At 64.1% G+C, this 24,317-nt stretch carries 20 protein-coding genes; 7 read left to right on the top strand and 13 right to left on the bottom strand.

What is annotated here, in order from left to right; genetic code table 11:
* The first annotated feature begins 43 nt into the window (after positions 1-43).
* Positions 44-1,021, top strand: coding sequence for an ankyrin repeat domain-containing protein (locus ACP7B7_RS17495; RefSeq protein WP_426077471.1), 978 nt, complete (start codon positions 44-46; stop codon positions 1,019-1,021).
* 36 nt (positions 1,022-1,057) lie between these two features.
* On the opposite strand, the gene ACP7B7_RS17490 is transcribed toward ACP7B7_RS17495, so the two are convergent.
* Complete coding sequence (locus ACP7B7_RS17490; protein WP_426077470.1) at positions 1,058-2,029, bottom strand: thymidylate synthase; 972 nt, start codon at positions 2,027-2,029, stop codon at positions 1,058-1,060.
* 156 nt (positions 2,030-2,185) lie between these two features.
* Between ACP7B7_RS17490 and ACP7B7_RS17485 the strand changes: the two genes are divergently transcribed.
* The 3 genes from ACP7B7_RS17485 (at position 2,186) to ACP7B7_RS17475 (ending at position 7,005) form a co-directional block, all read left to right on the top strand.
* Positions 2,186-4,924 (top strand): bifunctional diguanylate cyclase/phosphodiesterase, encoded by a 2,739-nt coding sequence (locus ACP7B7_RS17485; protein ID WP_426077469.1) that lies wholly within the window; start codon positions 2,186-2,188, stop codon positions 4,922-4,924.
* 116 nt (positions 4,925-5,040) lie between these two features.
* Complete coding sequence (locus ACP7B7_RS17480; protein ID WP_426077468.1) at positions 5,041-6,474, top strand: OmpP1/FadL family transporter; 1,434 nt, start codon at positions 5,041-5,043, stop codon at positions 6,472-6,474.
* A 213-nt stretch (positions 6,475-6,687) separates the two neighbouring features.
* Entirely contained in the window at positions 6,688-7,005 is a 318-nt protein-coding gene (locus tag ACP7B7_RS17475) for a phage tail protein (RefSeq protein ID WP_426077467.1), read from the top strand.
* Positions 7,006-7,102: 97 nt separating this feature from the next.
* On the opposite strand, the gene ACP7B7_RS17470 is transcribed toward ACP7B7_RS17475, so the two are convergent.
* The 9 genes from ACP7B7_RS17470 to wrbA are packed head-to-tail and all read right to left on the bottom strand — an operon-like array spanning position 7,103 to position 17,289.
* Positions 7,103-8,197: a threonine aldolase family protein gene (locus ACP7B7_RS17470; protein ID WP_426077466.1), complete on the bottom strand. Its 1,095-nt coding sequence runs from the start codon at positions 8,195-8,197 to the stop codon at positions 7,103-7,105.
* 15 nt (positions 8,198-8,212) lie between these two features.
* Entirely contained in the window at positions 8,213-8,881 is a 669-nt protein-coding gene (gene leuE / locus ACP7B7_RS17465; RefSeq protein ID WP_426077465.1) for a leucine efflux protein LeuE, read from the bottom strand.
* A gap of 8 nt (positions 8,882-8,889) precedes the next feature.
* The gene (locus tag ACP7B7_RS17460) at positions 8,890-10,737 is read right to left on the bottom strand and encodes an ABC transporter transmembrane domain-containing protein (RefSeq protein ID WP_426077464.1); all 1,848 of its coding nucleotides are present in this window, start codon (positions 10,735-10,737) and stop codon (positions 8,890-8,892) included.
* Between the two features lie 38 nt (positions 10,738-10,775).
* Positions 10,776-11,852, bottom strand: a complete 1,077-nt coding sequence (locus ACP7B7_RS17455) for a carotenoid 1,2-hydratase (RefSeq protein WP_308921558.1) — start codon at positions 11,850-11,852, stop codon at positions 10,776-10,778.
* Positions 11,852-14,455, bottom strand: coding sequence for an FtsX-like permease family protein (locus tag ACP7B7_RS17450; RefSeq protein ID WP_308921557.1), 2,604 nt, complete (start codon positions 14,453-14,455; stop codon positions 11,852-11,854). Before ACP7B7_RS17450 ends, ACP7B7_RS17455 begins: the two co-directional genes overlap by 1 nt.
* On the bottom strand, positions 14,443-14,862 hold the full coding sequence (locus tag ACP7B7_RS17445; RefSeq protein WP_426077463.1) for a DUF4124 domain-containing protein: 420 nt from the start codon (positions 14,860-14,862) through the stop codon (positions 14,443-14,445). Before ACP7B7_RS17445 ends, ACP7B7_RS17450 begins: the two co-directional genes overlap by 13 nt.
* Entirely contained in the window at positions 14,859-16,274 is a 1,416-nt protein-coding gene (locus tag ACP7B7_RS17440) for an FAD-binding oxidoreductase (RefSeq protein ID WP_426077462.1), read from the bottom strand. Before ACP7B7_RS17440 ends, ACP7B7_RS17445 begins: the two co-directional genes overlap by 4 nt.
* Positions 16,271-16,681, bottom strand: a complete 411-nt coding sequence (locus ACP7B7_RS17435; RefSeq protein ID WP_426077461.1) for a DUF2069 domain-containing protein — start codon at positions 16,679-16,681, stop codon at positions 16,271-16,273. Before ACP7B7_RS17435 ends, ACP7B7_RS17440 begins: the two co-directional genes overlap by 4 nt.
* The gene (wrbA, locus tag ACP7B7_RS17430) at positions 16,681-17,289 is read right to left on the bottom strand and encodes an NAD(P)H:quinone oxidoreductase (protein WP_308925777.1); all 609 of its coding nucleotides are present in this window, start codon (positions 17,287-17,289) and stop codon (positions 16,681-16,683) included. Before wrbA ends, ACP7B7_RS17435 begins: the two co-directional genes overlap by 1 nt.
* A gap of 68 nt (positions 17,290-17,357) precedes the next feature.
* Here wrbA and ACP7B7_RS17425 point away from each other — a divergent pair, with 68 nt between their 5' ends.
* Complete coding sequence (locus ACP7B7_RS17425; protein ID WP_426077460.1) at positions 17,358-18,734, top strand: YihY family inner membrane protein; 1,377 nt, start codon at positions 17,358-17,360, stop codon at positions 18,732-18,734.
* A 1-nt stretch (position 18,735) separates the two neighbouring features.
* Here the strand turns inward: ACP7B7_RS17425 and ACP7B7_RS17420 are convergent, their stop codons facing one another.
* From ACP7B7_RS17420 to ACP7B7_RS17410, 3 genes are read right to left on the bottom strand one after another with little or no spacing between them, the layout of a single operon-like run.
* On the bottom strand, positions 18,736-20,721 hold the full coding sequence (locus tag ACP7B7_RS17420; protein WP_426077459.1) for a DUF6630 family protein: 1,986 nt from the start codon (positions 20,719-20,721) through the stop codon (positions 18,736-18,738).
* On the bottom strand, positions 20,718-21,548 hold the full coding sequence (locus tag ACP7B7_RS17415) for an alpha/beta fold hydrolase (RefSeq protein ID WP_426077458.1): 831 nt from the start codon (positions 21,546-21,548) through the stop codon (positions 20,718-20,720). Before ACP7B7_RS17415 ends, ACP7B7_RS17420 begins: the two co-directional genes overlap by 4 nt.
* Before the next feature lies 1 nt (position 21,549).
* Positions 21,550-22,860 (bottom strand): O-acetylhomoserine aminocarboxypropyltransferase, encoded by a 1,311-nt coding sequence (locus ACP7B7_RS17410; protein ID WP_426077457.1) that lies wholly within the window; start codon positions 22,858-22,860, stop codon positions 21,550-21,552.
* A gap of 243 nt (positions 22,861-23,103) precedes the next feature.
* Here ACP7B7_RS17410 and ACP7B7_RS17405 point away from each other — a divergent pair, with 243 nt between their 5' ends.
* Entirely contained in the window at positions 23,104-23,712 is a 609-nt protein-coding gene (locus ACP7B7_RS17405) for a 2OG-Fe(II) oxygenase (protein WP_308921549.1), read from the top strand.
* 144 nt (positions 23,713-23,856) lie between these two features.
* Complete coding sequence (locus ACP7B7_RS17400) at positions 23,857-24,303, top strand: CBS domain-containing protein (RefSeq protein WP_065309015.1); 447 nt, start codon at positions 23,857-23,859, stop codon at positions 24,301-24,303.
* The last annotated feature ends 14 nt before the right edge of the window (positions 24,304-24,317 follow it).

Here is a 24,317-nt window from a genome sequence, read left to right as displayed (position 1 = left end):
TGTAATATGTTGCCTGTTTCCATGATGTCAGGCCCGGTAAATAATGAAATCATATTTCAAGATCAGCGTGTTTTTATGCTGTTTGCTGTCTGTCATCTATCTGTTTTTGATGCGCAAGACGTTTCCCATGGCCAGTGATGGAAACGGGCCCAATGGCGATGCCTTAATTGCCTTTTTTATATTCATCATCGCCTGCATATTGCATGTCCATACTTTTATACTGGCGATTTTTCTGTATGGAAATAACAAGAGCGGCACCAGGATCGCATTGGGCATTCTGCTTGCAAGTGCGCTTTTATTGTTCTCGCCTGAAATAAGATCAATCAGCAAAAAGCAGCTATCCGATTATCGATACAACGCCAGTGCGACCACCAAAACTTTCAAGGCGATCAGCTCAGGCACGCCTGCCGAGTTTTTCGGCTATTTCGATCAGATCCCTGACAGGGAAAAAACATGGGCTTATGCGCGTGAGCTGATGGCAGACCTGGCCAAGGCAGGCAGAGTCGATCTGCTGGAACAATTGGAAACAAGAGGTTTTCCTGTCGCAGAGGCTGGTCACGAAAAAGAATGGACTGACGTGGTGTTCGCCCCTGTTTACAGCGAGGCACTGTCACCGGAACAACGCCTGAAGGTGCTGGAATGGCTGTTTGCCAGGGGAGAACCTTTTCAATTTTCCCTGAAGCAGTCCGGACATGCGTTTTTTTCGATTGAAAAGTTTTCCAATGCGTTCAAGGATATCAACAACCCGAGCACCAGGAAAACCTTTGATCTGCTGGTACGCCATGGCGCCGACTTCAAGGCAAGCAAGCCGGAATATATGCTCTGGTATTCGGCCCGTTTCGGCAAGCTTGAGCACGTCAGGTTTCTGCTTGCCCAAAACGTCGATCCCGATTACATCGATGAAAACGGGCATACGACCGCCCTGGACGAAGCCATCGACAACAAGAATCAAGCGATCATTAATGAACTGTTAAAGGCCGGCGCAAGGAAATCGAGCGCGTTGCAAAGCGCGGTGCAATAACAGGAGCTGCCCCGCGCCTTGTGCCAGCTACCGCACTCAGACGGCCATCGCCGCCTTGATCGGCGCGTGGTGTTCATAGCCTTCCAGCGAAAAATCGGACGGTTCGATTTTTTCCAGCCACTCCGGCTCGTACTGGCCGGTTTTGGCATAGTCGGGCACGCGGTCGGAAATGACGAAGCGCGGCGCGGCGAATGGCGCGCGTTTCAATTGCTCCTGAACCATGTCGAGGTGGTTTTCATAGATATGGGCGTCGCCGATAAAATACGTGAACCAGCGCGGCGTATAGCCCGTCAAACGTGCCACCAGGTGCAGCAGGGCCGCGCCTTCGGCGATATTGAAGGGCGTGCCCAGGCCGATGTCGTTGCTGCGCACATACAGGCACAGCGAGATTTCACGCGTATTGGCGTTCGGGATGAACTGGTACAGCAAATGGCAGGCGGGCAGGGCGACGGCGTCGAGCACGGCCGGGTTCCAGCCGTGGAACAGGATGCGGCGGCTGCCCGGGTTGTGCATGATGGTGTCCAGGCACTCGCGCAACTGGTCGACCGCCTTGTACAACAGCACTTTCTGTACGCCATCCTCATTGACGGGCGCGACCAGCGTAAACCCGTTGGCCTGGGCATCGGCGATCTGGGCTGGCGCGCTGGCATCCAGCAATTTGTAGGCCGGCCACTGGCGCCATTGCACGCCGTACACCGGACCCAAGTCGTCCTCGCCTTCGCGGTAGGGGTTGGCCAGCCACTGCGCGTTTTCGTTGGCGTTCTGGTCCCATACCTTGCAACCGAGCGCGCGGAACTCGCCAGCATTGCGCGAAGCACGCAGGAAGGCGCACAATTCGCCGATCACGGATTTGAACGCCAGCTTCTTGGTGGTGACGGCAGGAAAACCGGCGGCCAGGTCGAAACGCATCATGGCGCCCGGCACGCTCAGGGTGCGGATGCCGGTACGGTTGTCTTGCCAACTGCCAGTGTCGAGGACGGTCTTGATCAAATCTTGATATTGCTGCATGGTACGCTCCAACGGTAAGGATGGTGATTGTAACGCAGCGGCCTGTTTCGCTTGGCATCGTGCCTGCAATACTATCTTGAATGCGCGGTAAGCATGACTCTGTGGTAACTTATATGTCCATAAAGAAATAATATAGAAACGGCAGACCCCAGCACCATGTTCCTGCGACAATATTTCAATCGCCATCACACCGCCATGGTGCAAATGGGCAAGGCCGACTTCCTGAAGGCCAACCTGCGCCTGATCCTGGCCTGGCCCTTGCTGGGCCTGGCCCTGTGCGCCGTGCTGTGGGCTGCCACCATGCTGCAGCTGGAAGCGGAAAAGAAGGTGGCGCAGCAGCAGGCGCTCGACAATGTGGCCTCGCTCTCAAAAGCCTACAGCCAGTACCTGCTGCGCACGGTCGAGCAGATGGACCAGCTGACCTTGCAGCTCAAGTATGAATGGGAGCATGCCGACGGCAAGCTGCGCCTGGAGCAGCTGAAAACGCGCGGCATGTACGCCGTGCCGCAGTTCGCGATTGTCGCCATTTTTGACCGCAAGGGGCATGCCGTGACGACCACGGCGCCGGTGCGGCGTTTGCGTACCAGCGAACGCAGCGATTTTTTGCTGCGTCACTGGCGCAGCAATTCCAGCGCCTTGCGCATCGCGCTGGGCAAGATGGGCGAGGGCGAGGCCGGCTCCCTGGTGCATTTCACGCGGCGCCTGGAAGACGCCGATGGCAATTTCGACGGCGTGCTGCTGATCTCCATCCATTCCGCGTATTTTTCCGAGTTCTATGACAGCGTCAATTTTGGCAAGCTGGGCATGTCGGCCATGGTGGGCGAGGAGGGCGAACTGCTGAGCGTGCGCCTGGGCGCCACCGTGCTCGCGCCACAGGGCGCGGCCTTTCTCGACACCAGTTTTCTCGACGGCGACAGCGGCGCCATGCAGTCTCCCGGGCGCACCGCGTTTGCCGATGCGCAAAGCCGCTATGTGGGCTGGCAAGCCCTGAAAGCCTATCCGTTTACCGCCGTGGTCGCGCTGGCCGACACGCAGGTACTGCAGCCCTACCAGGAAACGCGCACGATCTACCTCGGTATCGCGTCGGCCGTCAGCCTGCTGCTGCTGGCGTTTACCTGCATCGCCACCGGGCTGTCGCTGCGCCTGGCCTGGCGCCACCACCAGTCCGAAGGCGTGCGCAACGCCTACCGCATGGCGACCGAAGGCACCAGCGACGGCTTCTACATTATCGCCGCGCTGCGCGACGCCGAGGGCGTGATCATCGATTTCGAGCTGGTCGACTGCAACGAGCCGGGCGCCGACTTTTTCGGCGTGCGCCGTGAGCAACTGCTGGGCATGCGCCTGCAGTCGCGCGCGCACGAGCCATATTTCCGCGACCTGATGCACAACTACCGGGCCGCCATGGTGTCCGGCTTTTCGGAGGAAGAGATCGAACTGGCCGAGGGCAACCCGTTCAAGCTGCGCTGGATACGCCGGCGCCTGGTGCGCAGCGGCGATCGCCTGGCCGTCACCTTGCAGGATATCAGCGCGGCCAAGCTGCACGAGCAGGACCTGCGGCGCCTGGCCAACGAGGACGGCCTGACGGGCCTGCCCAACCGCTACTGGTTGCAGCAATTCCTGCCCGATGCGCTGGACAGGGCGGCGCGCGAGGGCCATATGCTGGCGCTGTTGTTCATCGATTTCGACGGCTTCAAGGATATCAACGACACCCAGGGCCATGCGGAAGGCGACAAGGTGCTGCGCGCTGCCTCGCTGCGCCTGAACGCCGTGCTGCGTCCGGGAGACCATGTGGTGCGCCTGGGCGGCGACGAATTCGTGGTGCTGCTCGATCCGGTCGAGGACGACAGCCGCGCCGAGCAGGTGGCGCAGCGCATCGCGACCGCCTTCGACGAACCGTTTTACCTGGGGCCGGAACGCCACAAGATGGGCGCCTCGATCGGCATCAGCATGTATCCGCGCGACGGCGCCGAGACCGACGTGCTGATGAAGAACGCCGATATCGCCATGTATGCGGTCAAGACGGCCGGCAAGGGCCATCACCGCTTTTTCCAGCCGGCCCTGTTCGAAACCATCCGCCACCGTCGCGAACTGGAACAAAGCCTGGTGACGGCGCTGGAGCAGGATGAATTCCTGGTGGTCTACCAGCCGCGCGTCGACACCATGAGCGGGCAGCTGTGCAGCATGGAGGCGCTGGTGCGCTGGCAGCATCCGCAGCACGGCATGGTGCCGCCGCTGGAATTCATTCCGGTGGCCGAGAGCAGCGGCCTGATTTCGCAGCTGGGCGAAGTGGTGATCGAAAAAGTCTGCCAGCAGCTGGCGCGCTGGAAGACCTATGGCCTGGAGCTGGTACCGGTATCGATCAACGTCTCGGCGCGCCAGTTCGGCCGCGGCGACGTGCACCAGGTGCTGGCGTCCGCGCTGTCGCGCCACGGCATCGACGCGCGCCTGATCGAGGTCGAGATCACCGAGTCGGCCATGATGGATGAACAGAACCGGGCGGTGGAGCAACTGGCGGCGATCCGCGCGCTGGGCGTGCGCCTGCTGGTCGACGACTTCGGCACCGGTTACTCCTCGCTGTCGCAGCTGCAGAAGTTCGCCATGGACGGCCTGAAGATCGACCGCGCCTTCACCATGGAACTGGGCCGTTCGGAGCAGGGCGAAGTGTTCGTGCGGGCGATCGTCTCGATGGCCCACGCGCTGGGCATGAGCGTGGTGGCCGAAGGGGTGGAAACGCGCGAGCAGCTCGACATGCTGCACGCGCTGCAGTGCAACGAGGTGCAGGGCTATTTCATCTCGCGCCCGGTACTCGCCGAACAGATGCTCGAACTGATGCTCAAGCGCTTCCTGATCGACCATCCGGCGCGTGCGCGCACCCCTTACGCTCTTGTTTTGTAAAAAAGAGCGATCGTTCGCTTTTTTTTCAAAACTCGGATATGCTTTGCGCATGTTGACCGTGACCCGCGTCACGGTCAACATGCCCGAGACATGACTAAAAATAAAGAGAGACCCACTTGAAACCATCGTATCTGCCATTGATCATCGCCGCCGCATTGGCCGCCCTGTCCACCACCGCCCAGGCATCGGGCTACCGCTTCGGCTCGCAAAGCGTGTCCGGCCAGGGTAGCGCCGACGCCAATGGCGCCGAAGCGTCCGACGCTTCGACCATTTTCTACAACCCGGCCGGCCTGTCGCGCCTGGAAGGCACGCAGCTGCTGGGCGGCGGCACCCTGGTGCTGCCGCATTCGACGTTCCAGGACACCGGTTCGCGCACCTTCACCAACCGCGTGCCGGGCGGCAGCACCAAGGATTACGCGCCGGACGCCGTGTTCGCGCCGGCCCTGTACGCCAGCAAGAAGATCAACGACCAGTGGACCATCGGCGCCGGCCTGTTCGTGCCGTATGGCGCCAAGCTCGATTACGGCAACGAGTGGAGCGGCCGCTACGCGATCAGCAATATCAAGCTCGAAGCGATCGCGCTGAACCCGTCCGCCTCGTTCAAGCTCAATGAGCACCACTCGTTCGGCTTTGGCGTCACCGCCGAATTCATGAAGGCCGAACTGGGCCAGGCGGTCGACGTGCCCGGCTCCGTGGCCTTCCTGGCGCAGCACGCGCCGGCCGCCTCGACGGCCTTCCTGGCCAATATCGCCCGCACCCAGGGCCTGGCCGCGGCACAGGCGGCCGGTGCGGCACTGCAGGGCGCCAAGGATGGCCACGCCGAGATGGATGGCAAGGACTGGGGCTTCGGCTTCAACCTGGGCTATCTGTACCAGCTGAACGAAGGCACGCGCGTCGGGATTGCCTACCGCTCGTCGATTTCGCACAAGCTCAAGGGCAATACCGTGTGGGACTTCTCGCAAGTGTCGAACAATGCGGCCGTCAACGCCTTTATCGCCGCCGCTTCGCGCAAGGTCAATTCGGGCGCGCTGGTCGAACTGCGCACGCCGGAAACCCTGTCGGTCAACGGCTTTCACCAGCTGGACGACAAATGGGCGCTGATGGGCGACGTCACCTGGACCCGCACCTCGCGCCTGCAAAACCTGGACATCCAGTTCCCGCCGACGGCCGAAGGCGACGAGCGCATCCGCCAGCAGTGGAAAGATACTTATCGTGTCTCGCTGGGCACCAACTACAAGCTCAGCGACAGCGTACTGCTGCGCGCCGGTATCGCCCACGACCAGGCGCCCGTGCGCAGCGCCGAGCTGCGCCATCCGGCGCTGCCGGACAGCGACCGCATGCAATACTCGATCGGCGCCAACTGGAAGCTGAACGCCAATGCCTCGCTGGACCTCGCCTACAGCTTCATCGACTTCAAGGACGCCGCCGTCAACTACACGAATCTGTGCTCGCCAGTGACGACCGGTTGCACCGGCAATGGTGAAACCACCAAAGGCCTGTTCAAAACCCGCATGCAATTGCTGGGTGTCGCTTATAACTACAAGTTTTAAGCGGCTGGCGGCGGCCGACATGGCCGCCGTGATGTGAGAAAGGCGCCCGAGGGCGCCTTTTTTCGTGCCGTACGGCGATGAGCTTGCATTTCGAAAAATGTTGATCCATTATTCTGTCGCATCCGGAAGCATCCCGCGACGGACATGACAAGGAGGAAGGCTGGCTATGCGTATGGACATCGAGGATAGTGGACGCAGCAGGGAGATACTGCCATGAGCGCCATTTTGCCGCAGCCGTTTTTCCCCAGCCCCGCCCGTAACGACACACCTGTCGGCGCGGTAATTGCCTATGCCGGCGGTACCGACGTCACCGTCGAAGCCCTGGGCTGGATGCTGTGTGACGGCCGTACGCTGGAGCCGGCACTTTATCCGGAGTTGTTCGCTGTGCTTGGGTATCGGTATGGCGGTTCGGCTGAACACTTCCAGTTGCCCGATTACCGGAGCGGGAGTGCGCTGGCGCCGGGGGCGGACGCCAAGCCCATCGGCGCCAGTTACCTGATCAAATATACCTGTGGTCCGAGGCCGGTGTAGGTCGGATTGGCGGCGGAACGCCGCGTAATCCGACAACATTGTTGGCGCTGGTGGTGGTGTCGGATTACGCCCTGCGGGCTAATCCGACCTACGCGACCTACGCGACCTGCATTGTAAATCCCGCAACCAGCAAATCGAGCGCCTGACGCACCGTGTCGTCCGCCATCTCCAGCAACTGATCCCCCACATACCACTCCACCACGCTGTGATTCGGCAGCGCCGCGTGGCTGGCGCGGCCGAACAGCCAGATGCCGTGTTCCCCGGCCACCTGGTTGCGGATGGCAATCGCCCGCTCGCGCGACACCGGCAGATGCAGGTGCAGCATATTGGCCTGCGGGCGGGCCGGATTGACGGCGATCGCCGGATAGTCCTTCAGCAGCTGATACAGCCACTCGGTGCGCGCAAAGTAGTGCGGCATGGCGGCGATGCGCGCGTCGAACTGCATCGCGGCGGCCACCACGTAAGGCGTGCGGTGGACGATATTGCCGCCCTGGCGGTGGAACCAGGCGCGCGCCCTGGCGACAAACGCCGGGCTGCCGGCCAGCACGGCGCCGCCCAGGCCCGCAATGCCCTTGTACAGCGACACATAGACGGAATCGAAGCCGTCGCAGATCGACATCAAAGGCTGGCCGAAACCGGCTTGCGCTTCCCACAAGCGCGCGCCATCCATATGCAGATGGATATCGTGCTCGCGGCAGTGGCGCTTGATGGCGTTCAGTTCATCCCATGAAGGGCATTGGCCGCCGATTTCGCGCATCGGCAATTCCACCTGCGCGGCCCCCAGGGCGTCGGGCACGGCGCGCAAATCGTCCACCGTCCAGGGCCGGTGCGCATCGCCGATGAACAGCGCCTTGAAATGATCGAGCAGTTCATGGTTGCCTCGTTCGTGGCGCAGGATATGCGAGGTCGGGTGCAGGGCCACCAGGCGCGAGCCGCGGTCCTGGCAGGCCAGGCGCAGGGCGGTCACCTGCGTCATGGTGCCGGTGATGCAGAACACGGCTGCTTCAAAGCCCAGCAGCGCGGCGATCTTCTGTTCGAACGCTTCGATCAGCGCGCCTTCGCCATAGGTATCGTGCGCAACATCATTCGCCTCGCACCAGGCGGCCATGGCGGCAAAGGTGGCCGCTGGCGTGGGCTGGCGCTGGCCCGGCAGGATGGTATGGCAGCGCTGGCGCAGTTCAAGATCGCTCATGCAAAACTCCGTGACTTACAAGGTGGCGGTGGCCAGTTTCGCGCCAAAGCCGATAAACATGGCGCCCACCCCGCCGCCCATGCCGGCCGACAGGCGGCGACGGCGGCGGAAGGTCTCGGCCAGGCGCGCGCCGAGGAAGATGATGGCGGTCAGGTAGGTAAAGCTGATCACCTGGCAGATCAGGCCCAGGCCGACAAACGACAGCGCCGGCGCGGAGAACTTCGGATCGACAAACTGGATAAAGAAGGAGATAAAGAACAGGATCGCTTTCGGGTTCATCAGGCTGATGATCAGCGCCTTGCGAAACGGATTGCTTTCCTTGAGCGCGACCGGCGCTGCAGCCGTCTGCGCCGATTCCTTCGCGCGCAGCTTGCGCCAGCAGCCCAGCAGCATCTGCACGCCGATCCAGGCCAGGTAGGCCGCACCGATATATTTGACGACATAAAACAGGGCCGGGCTGGCTTTCAGCAGCGAGGCCACGCCGCAGGCCGACAGTACCATCAAAATCAGGTCGCCGAGGAAGATGCCGCCCGCGCCCTGGTAGGCCGGCCGCACGCCGCGCTGCGCCGCCACCGACAGCACATACATCGAGTTGGGACCGGGCAGGATGACGATAAAGATCGTGCCCAGCAAAAAAGTCCAGAAGTCGGTAATGCCAAGGCTGGCGTGGAAAAAAGCGTTCATGTCAAGACTCAGTTGATTTGTACATGGTGGAACTGCAGCGCGGCCAGGTTGGCGTAGATGCCTCCCAACGCCACCAGCGAGGCATGCGTGCCCATCTCGACGATCTTGCCGTCTTCCATCACGATAATGCGGTCGGCGCGCTGCACGGTGGCCAGGCGGTGGGCGATGATGACGGTGGTGCGACCGACCATGGCCGCTTCCAGCGCTTTTTGCACCAGGCGTTCCGATTCCGCGTCCAGCGCGCTGGTTGCCTCGTCGAGCAGCAGCAGCGGCGGATTTTTCAGCAGGGCGCGCGCAATCGCGATGCGCTGGCGCTGGCCGCCGGACAGGCGCACGCCGCGCTCGCCGAGGAACGATTTGTAGCCGTTCGGCAGGCGCTCGATAAATTCGTGGGCGGCCGCCATTTTCGCCGCCGCGATCACCTCCTCGTCGCTGGCGTTGGCGCGGCCATAGCGGATGTTTTCCATCGCATCGTTTGAAAAGATCACGGTATCCTGCGGCACGATGCCGATCGCGTCGCGCAGGGTGTGCAGGTCGAGCTGCTTGATGTCGACGCCATCGAGACGGATGCTGCCGCTTTGCGGATCGTAGAAACGTAAAAACAGCTGGAACAGGGTGGTCTTGCCGGCACCTGACGGGCCCACCACGGCCACCGTCTCGCCGGCGCGGATATCGAGGCTGACATGGTCCAGCGCGGCCGTGTCCGGGCGCGACGGATACGAAAACATCACATCGTCCAGGCTCAGGGCGGCGCCATTCGCGGCGCGCGCGGGCAGGGTTAGTGGCGTGACCGGCGATTCGATTTCCGACTTGACCGCCATCAGTTCCAGCAGGCGTTCGGTGGCGCCGGCCGCGCGCTGGGCTTCGCCCATCACTTCGGACAGGGCACCGATGGCGCCGGCCACGATGGACGCGTACAGGATGAACTGGCCCAGGTCGCCGCCCGTCATCGAGCCGTCGAGCACGGCGCGCGCGCCCAGCCACAGCACGAAGACGATGGCGCCGAACACCAGCAGGATCGCGATCATGGTCAAGAGGGCGCGCGCGCGGATGCGGCGCATGGCCGTCATGAAGGCGCCTTCGACCGAATCGCCGAAGCGCTTCGATTCGATGTTTTCATGCGTAAAAGCCTGCACGGTCGGCATGGCGTTGAGGATTTCGCCCGCCATGGCCGAGGCGTCGGCGATGCGGTCCTGCGAGTCGCGCGACAATTTGCGCACCTTGCGGCCGAACACGATGATGGGCACCACCACCAGCACCAGCAGGCCGATAATGATGCCGGCCAGCTTGGCGCTGGTGACGAACAGCATCACCAGGCCGCCGAGGAACAGCAGCACATTGCGCAGCGCCATCGAGATGCTGGTGCCGACCACGGCCTGGATCAGGGTGGTGTCGGTGGTGATGCGCGACAGCACTTCGCCGGTCTGCGTGGTTTCAAAGAACTCGGGGCTTTGCGTCACCACATGGCGGTAGACGGCGCTGCGGATATCGGCCGTCACGCGCTCGCCGAGCCACGAGACGGTATAGAAACGCGCGGCCGTGGCCAGCGCCAGGATGGAGGCCACGCCGAACAGGGCCAGGAATACCAGGTCGACGTGCTGGATGCTGCTCGATCCGGCCGCGCCGCCGAAACCTAGGTCGATCATCTGCTTGAAGGCGGCCGGTATGGCCAGGGTGGAGGCGGCCGCCACCACCAGCGCGATGCCGGCCAGGACGAATTGCTTGCGGTAGGGCGTCAGGAAGGGCATCAGGCCCTTGAAGGCGGCCAGGCTGCCTTTTTTCAGTTCGCGGCTGCTGCCGGTGTCGGCGGGTGCTGTGCTGATGGTGGTCTTCGTTGCTTCGGTGCTGGTTGTCATTGGTTTTCGCTTTGATTTACTTATCCGGTATTACAGTTTTACAGCTTCATCGGCGCCACATACCCCGTCATTTCCAGGTAGGCGTGGCCGGCGCTCTGGCCATCGCGCTTCACCGTCACCGCGCCTTCCCAGTAGACGGCGCCGGTCGATCTGCGCGAATCGAGTTCCTGGTCCGGCTGCAGCGGCGTCACCTGCCAGCGCGTCGTACCCGTGCGTATCTCGGTGGCGACCGGGTATTCGGCCCTGGTGCGGGGCGAGCGCCACAGCTGCGTGGGCGTGAAATCGACGTCGCCTGGCGCGAACTGCGTCACCTTGCCCGATGCATCGCGCCAGCTGGCGTGGGCCCATAGTTTAGCACCTGTCTTGCTGCGGATCTGGAAGGCCATCAGCGCGCCGCCGTCGTCGAGGTTGGCGCCGATCCAGTTCCAGCCGCTGGCGTTATCGTCCAGCACCTGGCTCGACCACTCATGGTCCAGCCAGGTGGTGCCGGTGACCGCTTCGGCCTTGCCGCCGGCGCGGGCGATGGTGCCGCTGGTGGCGAGCTGCGGCACGCTGTAGTAATAGCTGGCCTGGCTAGCGCGCGGGCCCTTGCGTGAAAAGCCGTTTTCACCCTGCAGCAGCGCGGGCTGGGTCGGCGCCAGGCGCAGCTGCAAGTTGAAGTCGCGCGCCGCCAGTGTCACTTTGTAGCTGCCGTCGGGCTGGCGTTGCATGCGCCAGTCGTCGAGTTTGACGTCGGTGTCGCCCACCTTGGCGTAGGCCAGGCCGAAGCCCTCGCGCGCGCTTTTTTCATCGTGCAGCAGCTTGCCCACTTTCGGGTCGGACAGCGCCGCGTGGCCGATGATCAGCTGCTTCGGCGCAAACGCGCTGGGGTTGTCGGCGTCAAAGGCGGTCGCGCTGCGAAAGAAGGTTACCTGGTAGCCCAGCTGCTCGCCGCCAGCGGTTTTCACCCAGCCGGTGGCGTACCACCATTCCGTCTTGTAGGCGGGGTGGGCGCCGAAGTCGTGCGGCAGTTTCAATGACTGGCCGGCAGGCAGCGGCGTGACGGGAGCGTATGCCGGCGGCGCGGCCAGGGCGGGCAGGGCCAGGGCGATCAACAATACAAACAGATGGCGCATTACCAGTCCTCCCTGACGGCGCGGATGGGGCCACCGGACAGCGCCTGGCGGCCGGAGACCAGCGCCGTGGTGGCGGCGGCCACCAGCAGCGCGCCGGCGACGGTGGCGATCAAGGGCCAGGGCAGGTGCAGCTGCATGGTCCAGTGGAACGATTGCGGGTTGACGATAAACACCAGCACAAAGCTGATCAGGAGGCCCAGCACAAAGCCAGTGGCGATGCCCAGCGCCGTCAGGGCGCCGCCCTCGAACGCCAGGATGCCGAGGATCTGCCCGCGCGTGACGCCCACATGGCGCAGCATGCCGAACTCGCGCGCCCGCGCCAGGGTCTGCGCGGAAAAGGTGGCGGCCACGCCGAACAGGCCGATCACGATGGCGATCGCCTCGAGCAGATAGGTGACGGCAAAGCTGCGGTCAAAGATCTGCAGGCTGAGCGCCCGGATCGCCGACGGTTCCGACACTTCCAGGCTGTCGCCAAACGGCAGGGTTTTCAGGTTTTCCTTCAGCTTCGCAGCGGAGACGCCCTTGTCCAGCCAGATGGCGGCGTCGCTGACGTCCATGTCGCGGGTGATGGCGCGGTAGGTGTCGAGCGGCATCTGGACCGAACCGCTGGAACGCGCATAGTCGCGCCACACGCCGGCGATAAAGAAGCGATGCAGGCCGCCGGCCAGCGGCAGGTCGATCTGCTGGCCGGCCTTGCGGTTGTACAGGTCTGCCGCCGCTTCCGACAGCCATACCGGCCTGGCGCCAGCGGGAATCGGCAGGGTGTCGCCGACCAGCACCAGGCTCTTGCCCGGGTCCTGCAGGTTGACCGGGCGCGCGATCAGCACCACATCGGGCCGGTCGGCGGCCAGCGACATGCTGCGCAGGCGCTGGAAGTCCACCTTGGCCACGCCGGGCAGGGCGGCGATCAGGCTTTGCTCGCGCGGATTGATGCCTGACGTGCTGCCGCTGGCAGCCGCGCGCGCATACACATCGGCCGGCAGGATCTGCAGCAGCCAGTCGTCGACCGAGACGCGGAAACTCGACACCATGATGGCCATCGCCACCATCAGGCTGAAACTCGACAGCACGCCGCCCAGGGCGATGCCGGCCTGGCCCGAGGCGTTGGCCAGCCGCGCCAGGGTCAGGCTGAGCACCGGTGAACGGCCGCTGGCGGCGGTGCGCAGCCAGGCGCGGTTCAGGAAGCGAAATACCAGCGCCGCCAGCTGCGGCATCAGCGCAATCGCGCCGATCAGCAGCAGCGCGATCGACAGGTAACCGAACAGGGGCAGCTCAAAAACCGGCGGCAGCTGGCTCAATATGCCGGCCAGCAGCAGGCAGGCCAGCGCCGGCCAGCTCTTGGCCAGGCGCGTGGTCACCGCTTCTTCGCTGCCCGACTTCAAGGCGATGGCGGGCGCGGCGCGCGCCGCCTCCAGCGCCGGGGCCGCGCAGCCGAGCAAGGCCACGCCCAGGCCCAGAGCGAAATACACGAACGCGGCGACGGGCGTGAATTGCACCTGCGGCTGCACGCCCGCAAAATAGCCGGCGCCCAGGTCGCCGCCGAAAAAGCGCAGCGCCACGGCCGCTAGGGCGTAGCCGGCCGCGATGCCCAGCGCCGCGCCCACCACGCCCAGGCTGGTGCCTTCCAGCAGCACCTGGCGCAGCAGGCTGGCGCGTTCCATGCCCAGCACGCGCAGCAGCGCAAACTGGCTGCGGCGGCGGATCACGGACAGGGCCTGGGTGGAAAACACCAGGAACGCACCGGTAAACAGCGCCACCAGGGCCAGCACCGTCAGGTTGACCCGGTAGGCGCGGCTGAGGTTGTTGTTGCGGCTGTTCTGGTTATCGTCGTTGGGCTGGCCGACGCGAAAGCGCCCCGGATACTGCGCCTCCAGGTCACGCGCCAGCGCCACCTGGAAGGCGTCGCGGTTGACGCCATTGCGCAGTTTCAGATCGATGCGCGACAGCTGCCCCAGCTTGTTGAAGCGCCACTGGGCCGCGCCGATATCCATTACGGCGATGCGCTGGCCGGCGCGCGCCCTTTGCAGGGAGCCCGCCACGCGCAATGGCACGCTGCCGGTGCCGGCGCGCAGGGCCAGCTTGCCGCCTTCGGCGAGATGGAGCCAGCGCAGCGCGGCCGGCGACAGGAAGATGGCGTCGTCGGCCAGGGTGTCGAAGGGCTGGCCGTCGCCAGCCGCGCCGATCAGGTCGGGCGAAATAAAGCCGACGCGGAACACGTCCAGCGCCAGTATCTGCAGCGGGGCGCCGTTGGTGTCGGGTCCATCGACCACGCCCGCATGCAGTTCCAGCACCGGCGAGGCGACGGCCACGCCATCGCGCTGCGCCAGCCATGGATAGATGCTTTCATCGAACAGCGCTTCGCGCCCGGCCACCTGCACGTCGGCCTGGCCGGACAGGCTTTTGACGGCCGTGGAAAACTCGTTGAAGGCGGCCGCGTTAATCAGGTGGATGGCAAAGCCCAGCGACACGCCGATGGCAATCGCCAGGATGGCGACCAGCGCGCGCACCGGATGCGCGCGCCATTCGCCGAACAGCAGCCAGCGCGACAGCAAGCGTTGTGAAGCAGAAGCCGCGCCGCTGGCGGGGGCGCTCAATGGAGGCATTCGATGGCGAGTTTTTCGCCGGCGCGCCGCACTTTCAGCTGCGCCGCTTCACGCGTCCTGTCGCCGGCGCCGACGGCGTCCTGGGCCGCCCATTTCTGTTCCAGGCGCAGCTGGGCGCAGCGTTTTTCAAGCACCTCGGCCTGCTGCGCGCCGCGCGCCCGCGCCTGGTCCTCGCGTGCCTCGCGCTGCTTGCGCACCGATTCGAGCTGGCTGGCGACGCGCTGCTGGCGCGTGGCAGCACCCTTGTCGACCGCGGGCGGCGGTGGCGGCACTTCGATGATCTGCAGCTGGCCGGCCGCACACGGCGTTTCGCTGTAGCTGGTCTGGCCGTTCTGCACGCATTTGTAGGCGGTTTGCGCGCTGGCACAGCTACTTGCTGCGAACAGCAAAAAGACAAGCGCTCTCACAATATCTTCCCCGGATTCATGATGTTCTGAGGGTCCAGCGCCTGCTTGATGGCGCGCATCAGCTGCAGTTCCAGCGGCGACTTGTAGTGGGCCAGGTCCGCCTTTTTCAGCGCGCCGATGCCGTGTTCGGCCGAAATGGAGCCGCCAAACTCTGCTACCCGATCATGCACGATGCGGTTGATGGCGTCCTGGTTGGCCAGAAAATCGCTGTCCGTCATGCCGGCTGGCGGCGCCACGTTGTAATGCAGGTTGCCGTCGCCCAGGTGGCCGAAACACACCAGCTGGCAGCCGGGGAAGGCCGTTTCCAAGGCCACGTCGGTGATGGCGATAAAGTCGGCGATGACGGAGATCGGCAGCGAGATATCGTGCTTGATGTTCTTGCCCGCCTGCGCCTGGGCCAGCGGAATATGCTCGCGCAACTGCCACAGGCCTTCGCTTTGCGCCACTGAACTGGCGACCACGGCGTCGGCGATCAAGTCCTCTTCCAGCGCCGCGCCTATGCTCGCTTCCAGCAATTCGATGGCATGCGCTTCGGACTGGCTGCTGGACAGTTCCAGCAGCACATATTGGCCATGCGCTTCGGCAAACGGACGCGGCAGTTGCGGGAACTGCTCGGCCACCAGCTGCAAACAATAGCGCGACATCAGCTCGAAACCGGTCAGGCTGGCGCCGCAATGGTCCTGCATCAGGCTTAACAGCCGCAGCGCGTGGGCGGGCGACTCCATCGCGGCCAGCGCCGTGATGCAGGCTTTCGGCTGCGGGTACAGTTTCATCACGGCGCCCGTGATCACGCCCAGCGTGCCTTCTGCGCCGATATACAGGTCGCGCAGGTCATAGCCGGTATTGTCCTTGCGCAGGCCGCGCAAGCCGGACCAGACTTCGCCTTGCGGCGTGACCACTTCCAGGCCCAGGCACAGCTCGCGTGTATTGCCATAGCGCAGCACGGCCGTGCCGCCCGCATTGGTGGCCAGGTTGCCGCCGATGGTGCAACTGCCTTCGGCCGCCAGCGACAGCGGAAACAGGCAGCCCGCGTTGGTGGCCGCTTCCTGGATGGTCTGCAGGATGCAGCCGGCGTCGACAGTGATGGTGCGGTTGACGGCATCGAGCTGGCGGATGGTGTTCAGCCGCGCCAGCGACAGCACCACGGCCGTGCCGGACGCATCCGGAATGCTGCCCAATACCAGGCCCGTATTGCCGCCCTGCGGCACCACCGGAATCGACCACTGGCTGCAGGCGCGCAGCACGCCGGCCACCTGTTCCACCGAGGCGGGGCGCAGCACGGCCAGCGCGACGCCGGTAAAACGGTCGCGCCAGTCGGTCAGGAAGGGTGCCATGTCAGGCGCATCGGTCAGCACATGGCCAGCGCCCAGCAGTTCGCGGCAGGCATCAAGGAAATCGGTTCGGTCGCTCATTTTCTGGTACTCACCTTGTTTACTTTTTCCAGCAATTCCCTGGCCATGCGCTTGGCGGCTTTTTTATACGGGCGCAGATACAGCACGGCGCAGAAGAAATACACGCAGACGATGATCGCTTCGCCCCAGGCCATGAAGGCCGACGTCGGATTGGTGTCGCTGTAGCCGCGTACCACGCCTTCGGTGAAGTACAGCAGGATCACCATCGACGACCATTGCAGCGTGTACACGTCGCGCTTGATCACGCCATATAGCGGAATCAGGAGCGGCACGGCTTTCAGGGCCAGCCAGGAGCCGCCCGGTTTCAGGGGTGCGAGCACGGTTTCCCACAGCACGCACCAGACGATCAAGGTGGCCAGGCTGGCGATCGCGCCCCAATGGAAATACTTGTGCAGCACGCCGTTCATCAGGCGCCCGCCAGCTTGACGGCGTTTTCGGCCAGGCGGCGACCCAGCGCCAGCGCCAGCCGCTTTTCATCCTCGCTGATGGCCTTGTCGCCATCGATGCCGGACCAGTGCGTGGCGCCATACGGCGAGCCGCCGGTGGAGGTCGTCATCAGTTCCGGGTGGGTATAGGGCAGGCCCATGACCAGCATGCCATGGTGGAAAAGCGGGATCATCATCGACAGCAGGGTCGATTCCTGGCCGCCGTGCAGGCTGCCGGTGGAGGTGAACACGCAGGCGGGCTTGCCGGCCAGGCTGCCGGCCAGCCAGTCGCTGGCCGTGCCGTCCCAGAAATACTTCATGGCGGCGGCCATATTGCCGAAGCGCGTGGGCGACCCCAGCGCCAGGCCCGCGCATTCCTGCAGGTCATCCAGTTCCACGTAGGGCGCGCCATGCGCGGGCACGTCCGGCGCGGTGGCTTCGGCCACCGTGGAGACGGCCGGCACGGTGCGCAGCCGGGCATCGCAGCCGGGCACGCTTTCCACGCCTTGCGCGATCAGTTCGGCCAATAGGCGCGTGGCGCCATGGCGGGAGTAGAACAATACGAGAATAATCAGATTGGTAGGCTTCATCATTGGTATTATAGGGCGCTTTGCAGCCCGATACGAAGCCGACATGGCGCCGTTCTGATTTCGATTACATGTTTTTAAAAACCATACAGTCCTTCTTCCTCTACCTGTCGCAGACCGTGCGCTTCGGCATCGCCGTCATGCGCGGCATGAAGTGGCCCGAAGTGCGCGACCTGCTGCTGTTTGCCGGCCGCCGCGTGCGCGAGGAAAGCTTGCCGCAAGTGGCAGGCAGCCTGACGTTCGCCACCGTGTTCGCGCTGGTGCCGCTCCTGACGCTGGCATTGGCGATCTTTACCACTTTTCCGCTGTTCAATACCTTCCGCCACGCGCTGGAAGATTATTTTGTGCAAAGCGTGATGCCCAAGGGTATCTCGAACACCATCCTCGGCTACCTGACCACGTTTGCCTCGAAAGCGACGCGGCTGTCGGCGATCGGCGCCGGCGCGCTGATCTTTACCTCGGTGGCGATGATGAATCTGATCGAGCGCGTGTTCAACCGCATCTGGCGCGTGCGCCAGGAACGGCGCTGGACCAGGCGGCTGCTGGTGTACTGGGCGATCGTGACGCTGGGCCCGCTGCTGGTCGGCGTGTCGCTGACGGTCACCACGCGGGTCTTCATGGCCACCAGCGGCCTGGTCGGCGACGTGCCTTTCCTCGGCGCGCTGTTCTACACCCTGGTGTCGATCGGCCTGACCATGCTGGCCTTCACCTTGCTGTACATGACCGTGCCGAACCGCGACGTCGACTGGCGCGACGCGGCCTGGGGCGGCCTGCTGGCGGCGCTGGCGTTCGAGGTGGCCAAGCGCGGTTTCGGCGAATTCATCCAGGACTTCCCCACCTATTCACGCATCTACGGCGCACTGGCCGCGCTGCCGCTGTTCCTGGTGTGGATTTACCTGAGCTGGATGATCACCCTGGTGGGCGCCCTGCTGGTGGCCGCCTTGCCGGTCGTCAAATACGAGCGCTGGTGGTACCAGGCGGCGCCTGGTAGCGAATTCGTCGACGCCGTGGCGATCCTGAAAGTGCTGCACCAGGCCTGCCACTGCGCCGACTCGGCGCTGGTCGGCGCGGCCGAGATCCGCAGCAGCACAAGGCTGGGCTTCGATGAAATGGAAAAGCTGCTCGACAAGATGGTCGAGCAGGGCTGGGTGGGCAGGGTCAACGTGGAAGCGGCCGTGCGCGTGCAATGGGGCAAGCGGGTGGCCGACAGTTCCGACCACTGGGTCTTGCTGGGCAATGTCAACCGCATCACCCTGGCCGACGTCTACCGCCTGTTCGTGTTCGGCGGCATGCGGGTGAACTCCGGCTACCCGGCCGGTTCCACCAACGAGCGCGACATCGAGGCGGCCGAAGAAGCGGCACGCCTGGCGGCCCAGGTCGAAGGCGCGGTGGAAGAAGGCCTGGGCATGAGCCTGGCCCAGCACTTTGGCGAAGTGCGCTGCAAGTGACTCAATAAAAGACGGGTTCGATGGCCGACTGCCGCGCAATCGCCTCAAAGGCCTTCCTGTCCTGGTCGCGCAGCACGGCCAGCCAATAGGTGTCCTCGCCACCCTGCATGTTCACCAGCTGCAAGCCGTGCGGCGCCAGGTGGCGCGCGATGGCCTCGAAACCATCGGTGATGCTGGCGCCATCCTCCTCGCCGTCCCACGCGAAGTCCCGCAGGGCCGGCACGGCGATATGCTGGCCGATCATGGCAATTTCATCGACCGATTTCCAGTCCAGCGTGGTGCCATGGCCCAGCGCGTCGGCAGCGGTCGACCATAGCAGGAACAGGCAGGCCGCTTCCGGCGTGTCGCCTTCATATTCTTCTTCCGGGTCGTCTTCCTTCAGTTCTTCCAATGCAAGGTCCACGCAGCGCCGGGCCAGTGCCTCGTCACCTTGCAGCAGCAGGGCGGCGATGGCGCGCAGCTGGTCGTGGTCGGCCAGTTCCAGCAGCTGTGCCGGCGTATAGCTGTTGCGCTCCACGGGTGCTTGCTTGTTCAAGCCCAGGGCCTGGTTCAGCTGCGCCGAGATATCGGCCCGGAAGCCGTCGAGCGTGTCGACCTGCACCAGCAGCCCGCCCGCAAAATCCATGCGCCACACCATGCCGTCCTTGAGCACGAACAGGAAGTCGCTTTGCGCGGTGACGCCGTGCAGATGGTGCGCGGGAGCATATTGCGGCTTGAAGGCCTGCTTGCCGTCCAGGGTCAGCATGCAGACCAGGCCCTGCGCGTCGATGGCGTAGACCAGGTTCTTGCGCAGCTTCGGCGGCGACGAGGTGGTGGCGCTGTCGATGAAGGTGTACTGGCACGGCGCCAGCGGTTCGCCCTTGCTGTTGACGAGCCCGAACAGAAAGCGCTCGCCGATACGCTGGCTGACGATGGCGATTTTTTTTCGCGTGCCGAAGTCCTGCACCGAGCTGTATTGGGGCGGCACCACAAGCATGCCTGTCGCATCGATCACCCCGCACACATTGCGCTCATCGTTATCCTGCATATCGCGCTCGAAGTCGAATAGCTGATCCTCGCGTTGGCCGATCTGGCACACCTTATCCATCAGCAATCTGCCGTCGGGCAGGTGCAGCAGGCTGCTGGTGCCGTCTGGCGCGATCTGCTGCGCCAGATGGGGGCTGATCACATACAGCGCGCCAGGTGCGGGCGGCAGCACGATGGTGCCGTTCAGATCCAGCAGACCCTGACAGCCGGGCTGCGTGGCCGGCGCATAGGTGATCCAGCCTTCCTCGGCATAGTGACTGCCCAGGTCGACCGCCTGCATTTCCAGCGGCACGATCCAGCGGCCATACGGCGTGACCAGTCCGTGCACGGCAGGATCGGCGATGGCAGTCACTTCGTAGCACTGCGCTTCCTCCACCCATGCGAGCACGTTCAGCCGCTGCATGAACGGCAGTTCTTCGACCGCGCGTTCTTCGATATTGGCCAGGTGCGCGCTGGCAGAGGAACACCAGTAGCCGATGGCGTCCATATTGGCGGCCAGCAGCGGCGCGAGTACTTCCCGGTCGCCGCACAGCAACGCCGCCTGCAGCGCTGCCGCTTCGGCGGCGATCGCCTGCAGCTGCTGTGCAAACTCGGGCGTGCCGATATCGTGGCCTATCAACTGCACGCCATCGAGCACCAGCCACTGTTCGCCGTTGGCCAGCAAGCTGGCGATGGCGCTGCGCGCAACGATGGCGGCCGCGTCGCGCGGCTTGTCCATCAGCGCGGCCAGCGCCTGCCAGCTGGCGCGCGCCTGGGCCATCGGTGCGGCCAGCACGCAAACATGTTCCTCGCCATCGTCGTAGAGGGGCCAGGTAATGGCCTGCGCAGAGCTGCCCAGCAGCAGCTTGAACAGCATCGGCGTGGCTTGCCGCCATTCGGCCAGGCCAGAGATGGCGTCGATGTCAAAATCCGGATGGTCGGGAAGGTGGTGGGTGCTGAACAGGACGGCGGTGGAAATCATGAAGTTTTCGTTAAAAAAGCGGGTTTGGTGGCGGCAAACGCATACAGGGCGTCGAGCACGGCGTCGGGCTGCTCGGCCATCAGTTCATGGCCGGCATCGACCTGCACCACCTTGCCATGCGCGATGGCGCAGACCAGCAGCTTGGTCGATTTTGGCGGCGTCATCATGTCGCGCGCGCCGAAAAGGAACAGGGTCGGGCAGTGGATGGACGCTGCCGCGGCTTCGCCATTGGCGTAGGCATTGCAGGCATAAAAATCGGTATGGAATACGTGCGCCGGATTGATGGCAGCGATGCGCTGCTTGAGCCGGCGCGCGCCGCCCATGGCGTAGAAACCGGGGCCGGGAAACGACGGCTTTTGCGCGATCGAGGAATGCGACCAGAGATTGACCATGTCGATCGCCGCCTGCTCGTCGTTTTTCGACGTTTCCAGCAGCGCCGGCGACACTTTCATTGGATAGGTCGAACCCAGCATGGCCAGCTGGCTGACGCGCCCGGGCGCCTGGTACGCCGCTTCCAGCGCGATCAGGGAACCCATGCTGTGGCCGACCAGCATGGCCTGCGGCACGCCGGCCGCGTCGAGCACCGCCAGTATCCAGCGCGCCAGCGCTTCCACCGTGGTTCTGGCGTCGCCGCCGCTGCGCCCATGGCCGGGCAGGTCGACCGCCAGCACGTTCCAGCCGTGGTGGGCAAAGTAGCGCGACTGCAGCGCCCATACGGAGTGGTCGTTCTGCGCGCCGTGGATAAACACGGCGGTCGGTTGGCTGGCGTTGAATGGCTTGCCGCCGGTGTAGCAGTAGGCGGCCTTGTCATCGACTGTGAAAATCATCTCAGGCGCCTTTCTGCGACAGTTTCAGGCCACGCGCCAGATCAAGGATCAGGTCGTCCGCGTCTTCCAGCCCCACCGACAGGCGCATCGTGCCTTGCGTGATGCCGGCCTGTTCGAGCTGTTCGTTGGGCACGCGGAAGTGGGTGGTGGAGGCGGGGTGGATCACCAGCGACTTGGCGTCGCCCACATTGGCCAGGTGAGAAAAGATGGCCAGGCTGTCGACGAAGCGCTGGCCGGCCGCGCGGTCGCCGCGCAGGTTGAAGGTGAACACGGCGCCGGCGCCCTTCGGCAGCAGGGTCTTGGCCAGCTCGTAGTCGGGGTGGGTCGGCAGCTCGGGATAGGACACCGATTCCACGGCCGGATTGGACAATAGAAAATCGATGACCTTGCGGGTATTGGCAACATGGCGGTCCATGCGCAGGCCCAGGGTTTCGATGCCCTGCAGCACGGCAAACGCGTTGTGCGGGCTCATCACCGCGCCGAAGTCGCGCAAGCCTTCGCGGCGCGCGCGCAGGGCGAACGGCGCCACGGTCGATTCTTCGGCAAACACCATGCCGTGAAAGCCGTCATACGGTTCGCACAGTTCGGCAAAGCGGCCGGTCCGGTCGTAGGCGGCTTGCCAGTCGAAGGTGCCGCCGTCGACCAGCAGGCCGCCGATGGCCGTGCCGTGGCCGCACAGGAACTTGGTGGCCGAGTGGAACACCAGGTCGGCGCCGTGGTCAAAAGGCTTCAGCAGATACGGCGTGGTAAAGGTCGAGTCCAGCATCAGCGGCAGGTGGTGTTCGTGCGCCAGCGCGGCCACCTGGGGAATGTTGAGTACATCGAGGCCGGGATTGCCCAGTGTTTCTGCGAACAGCACCTTGGTGTCGGGCCGGATCGCGGCGCGCCAGGCGTCGAGATCGCGCGGGTCGACAAAGGTGGTGGCGATGCCGAAGCGTTTCAGGGTATAGGCCAGCAGGTTGTGCGAGCCGCCGTACAGCGCGCGCGAGGCCACCACGTGCGAACCGGCGCCGGCGATCGTGCACAAGCCCAGGTGCATGGCGGCCTGGCCGCTGGCCGTGGCGATGCCCGCCACGCCGCCTTCGAGGGCGGCGATGCGCTCTTCGAGCACGGCGTTGGTGGGGTTCGAAATGCGCGAGTACACATGGCCGGCGCGCTCCATATTGAACAGCGAGGCGGCGTGGTCCGAGCTCTTGAAGGCGAACGAGGACGTGAAGTGGATCGGCGTGGCGCGCGCGCCCGTGGCCGGATCGGGCGCGGCGCCCGCGTGCAGGGAAAGAGTGTCGAAACCCAGGTATTTCGGACCGCTCATGATGTCTCCACCTATTGTTTTAATCGCCAGATCGTACCCCGATTCCGGAAGGAACAAAAGAGCGGCCGTGCGGGGCGCATGGGCTGCGGCTTTGCGCGCCGCTGAAAACATGCCACGCGCCGGAGCGCGTAGTGTACGATGGCGCGTCAGCGATCTTTGGCGTATGCGTTTCACGGAAATCCTGGGCTTAGACTGCGCGCGCAACGGCACGTGCAGGTGCACGTCCACCAGGAAAGATTCGCCATGATGCTGACTTCGCCCACCGCATGCGAGCTGTCGTTCGATGATTTGCACCGCCATGGCTGGTCGCAGCACGATGGCTTTCTTTCCCCGCAACTGAGCCGCCAGCTGGCCGCGCAATGCGTGCAGGCGCGCGGCGATGGCCGCATGAAGGCGGCCGGCACCGGCAGCGGCCGCACGCCTGGCGTGGACAGCACCGTCCGCGGCGACAGCATCGCCTGGCTGGAAGCGGGCCAGTCCGACGCCTGCGACCAGTACCTGGCCTTGATGGACGCCTTGCGCCGGCAGCTGAACCGTGAACTGTTCCTCGGCCTGGACGAATATGAAAGCCATTTCGCCCTTTATGCGCCGGGCGCCTTTTACCGCGCCCACCTGGACCGTTTTCGCGACGACGATCAGCGCACGGTGTCGGTGGTGATTTACCTCAATGACGACTGGCTGCCCGGCCAGGGCGGCGCGCTGCGCCTGCATCCCGAAGGGCAGGCCAGCCGCGATATCCTGCCCGAAGCGGGCCGCATGGTGATGTTCCTGTCGGCCGAGATGCTGCACGAGGTGCTGCCGACGGCCCGCGAGCGCCTGTCGCTGGCCGGCTGGCTACGCCGGCGCGCGTAGATGAGGGTGACAAGGGTGGCTTGGAAGCTTTCCTGTGGGATTTGATTGACCGCAAGGCTGGATTTTTTGGCAGGCATAGGCTACAGTCCCAATCAGGGCTCAGAACAACTACAATACCACTCTCACGCGGACAGGACGGCCAATATGAAAGTATCTGAAATTCTCCAAGTCAAGGGCAACATCCTCTACACGGTGACGCCCGACCAGCCTTTGCTGGATGCGGCCAATACCATGGCGGAAAAAGACATCGGTTCGCTGGTGGTCATGGAATTTGGCGACCTGGTCGGCATGCTGACCTTCCGCGAGGTGCTCAATGCGCTGCACGAAAACGCGGGCCAGATCGGCGGCGGCACCGTGCGCAAGCACATGGATGACCACCCGATCACCGTCACGCCGGATACCGAGGTCAATGAAGTGCGCCGCATCATGCTGGAAAAGCATGCGCGCTACCTGCCGGTGATGAACGCCAAGACCCTGCTGGGCGTGATCTCCTTCTATGACGTGGCGCGCGCCGTGCTCGAAGCGCAAAGCTTTGAAAACCAGATGCTCAAGGCCTATATCCGCGACTGGCCGGCCGAAACGCCGGACTGACCACGGGTCGCGGC

This window comes from Janthinobacterium sp. PSPC3-1 (genome assembly GCF_049896105.1).
Lineage (GTDB): Bacteria > Pseudomonadota > Gammaproteobacteria > Burkholderiales > Burkholderiaceae_D > Janthinobacterium.
The sequence above is the reverse complement of the archived record's forward strand: the minus strand, read 5'-3'. Positions and strand labels throughout refer to the sequence as shown.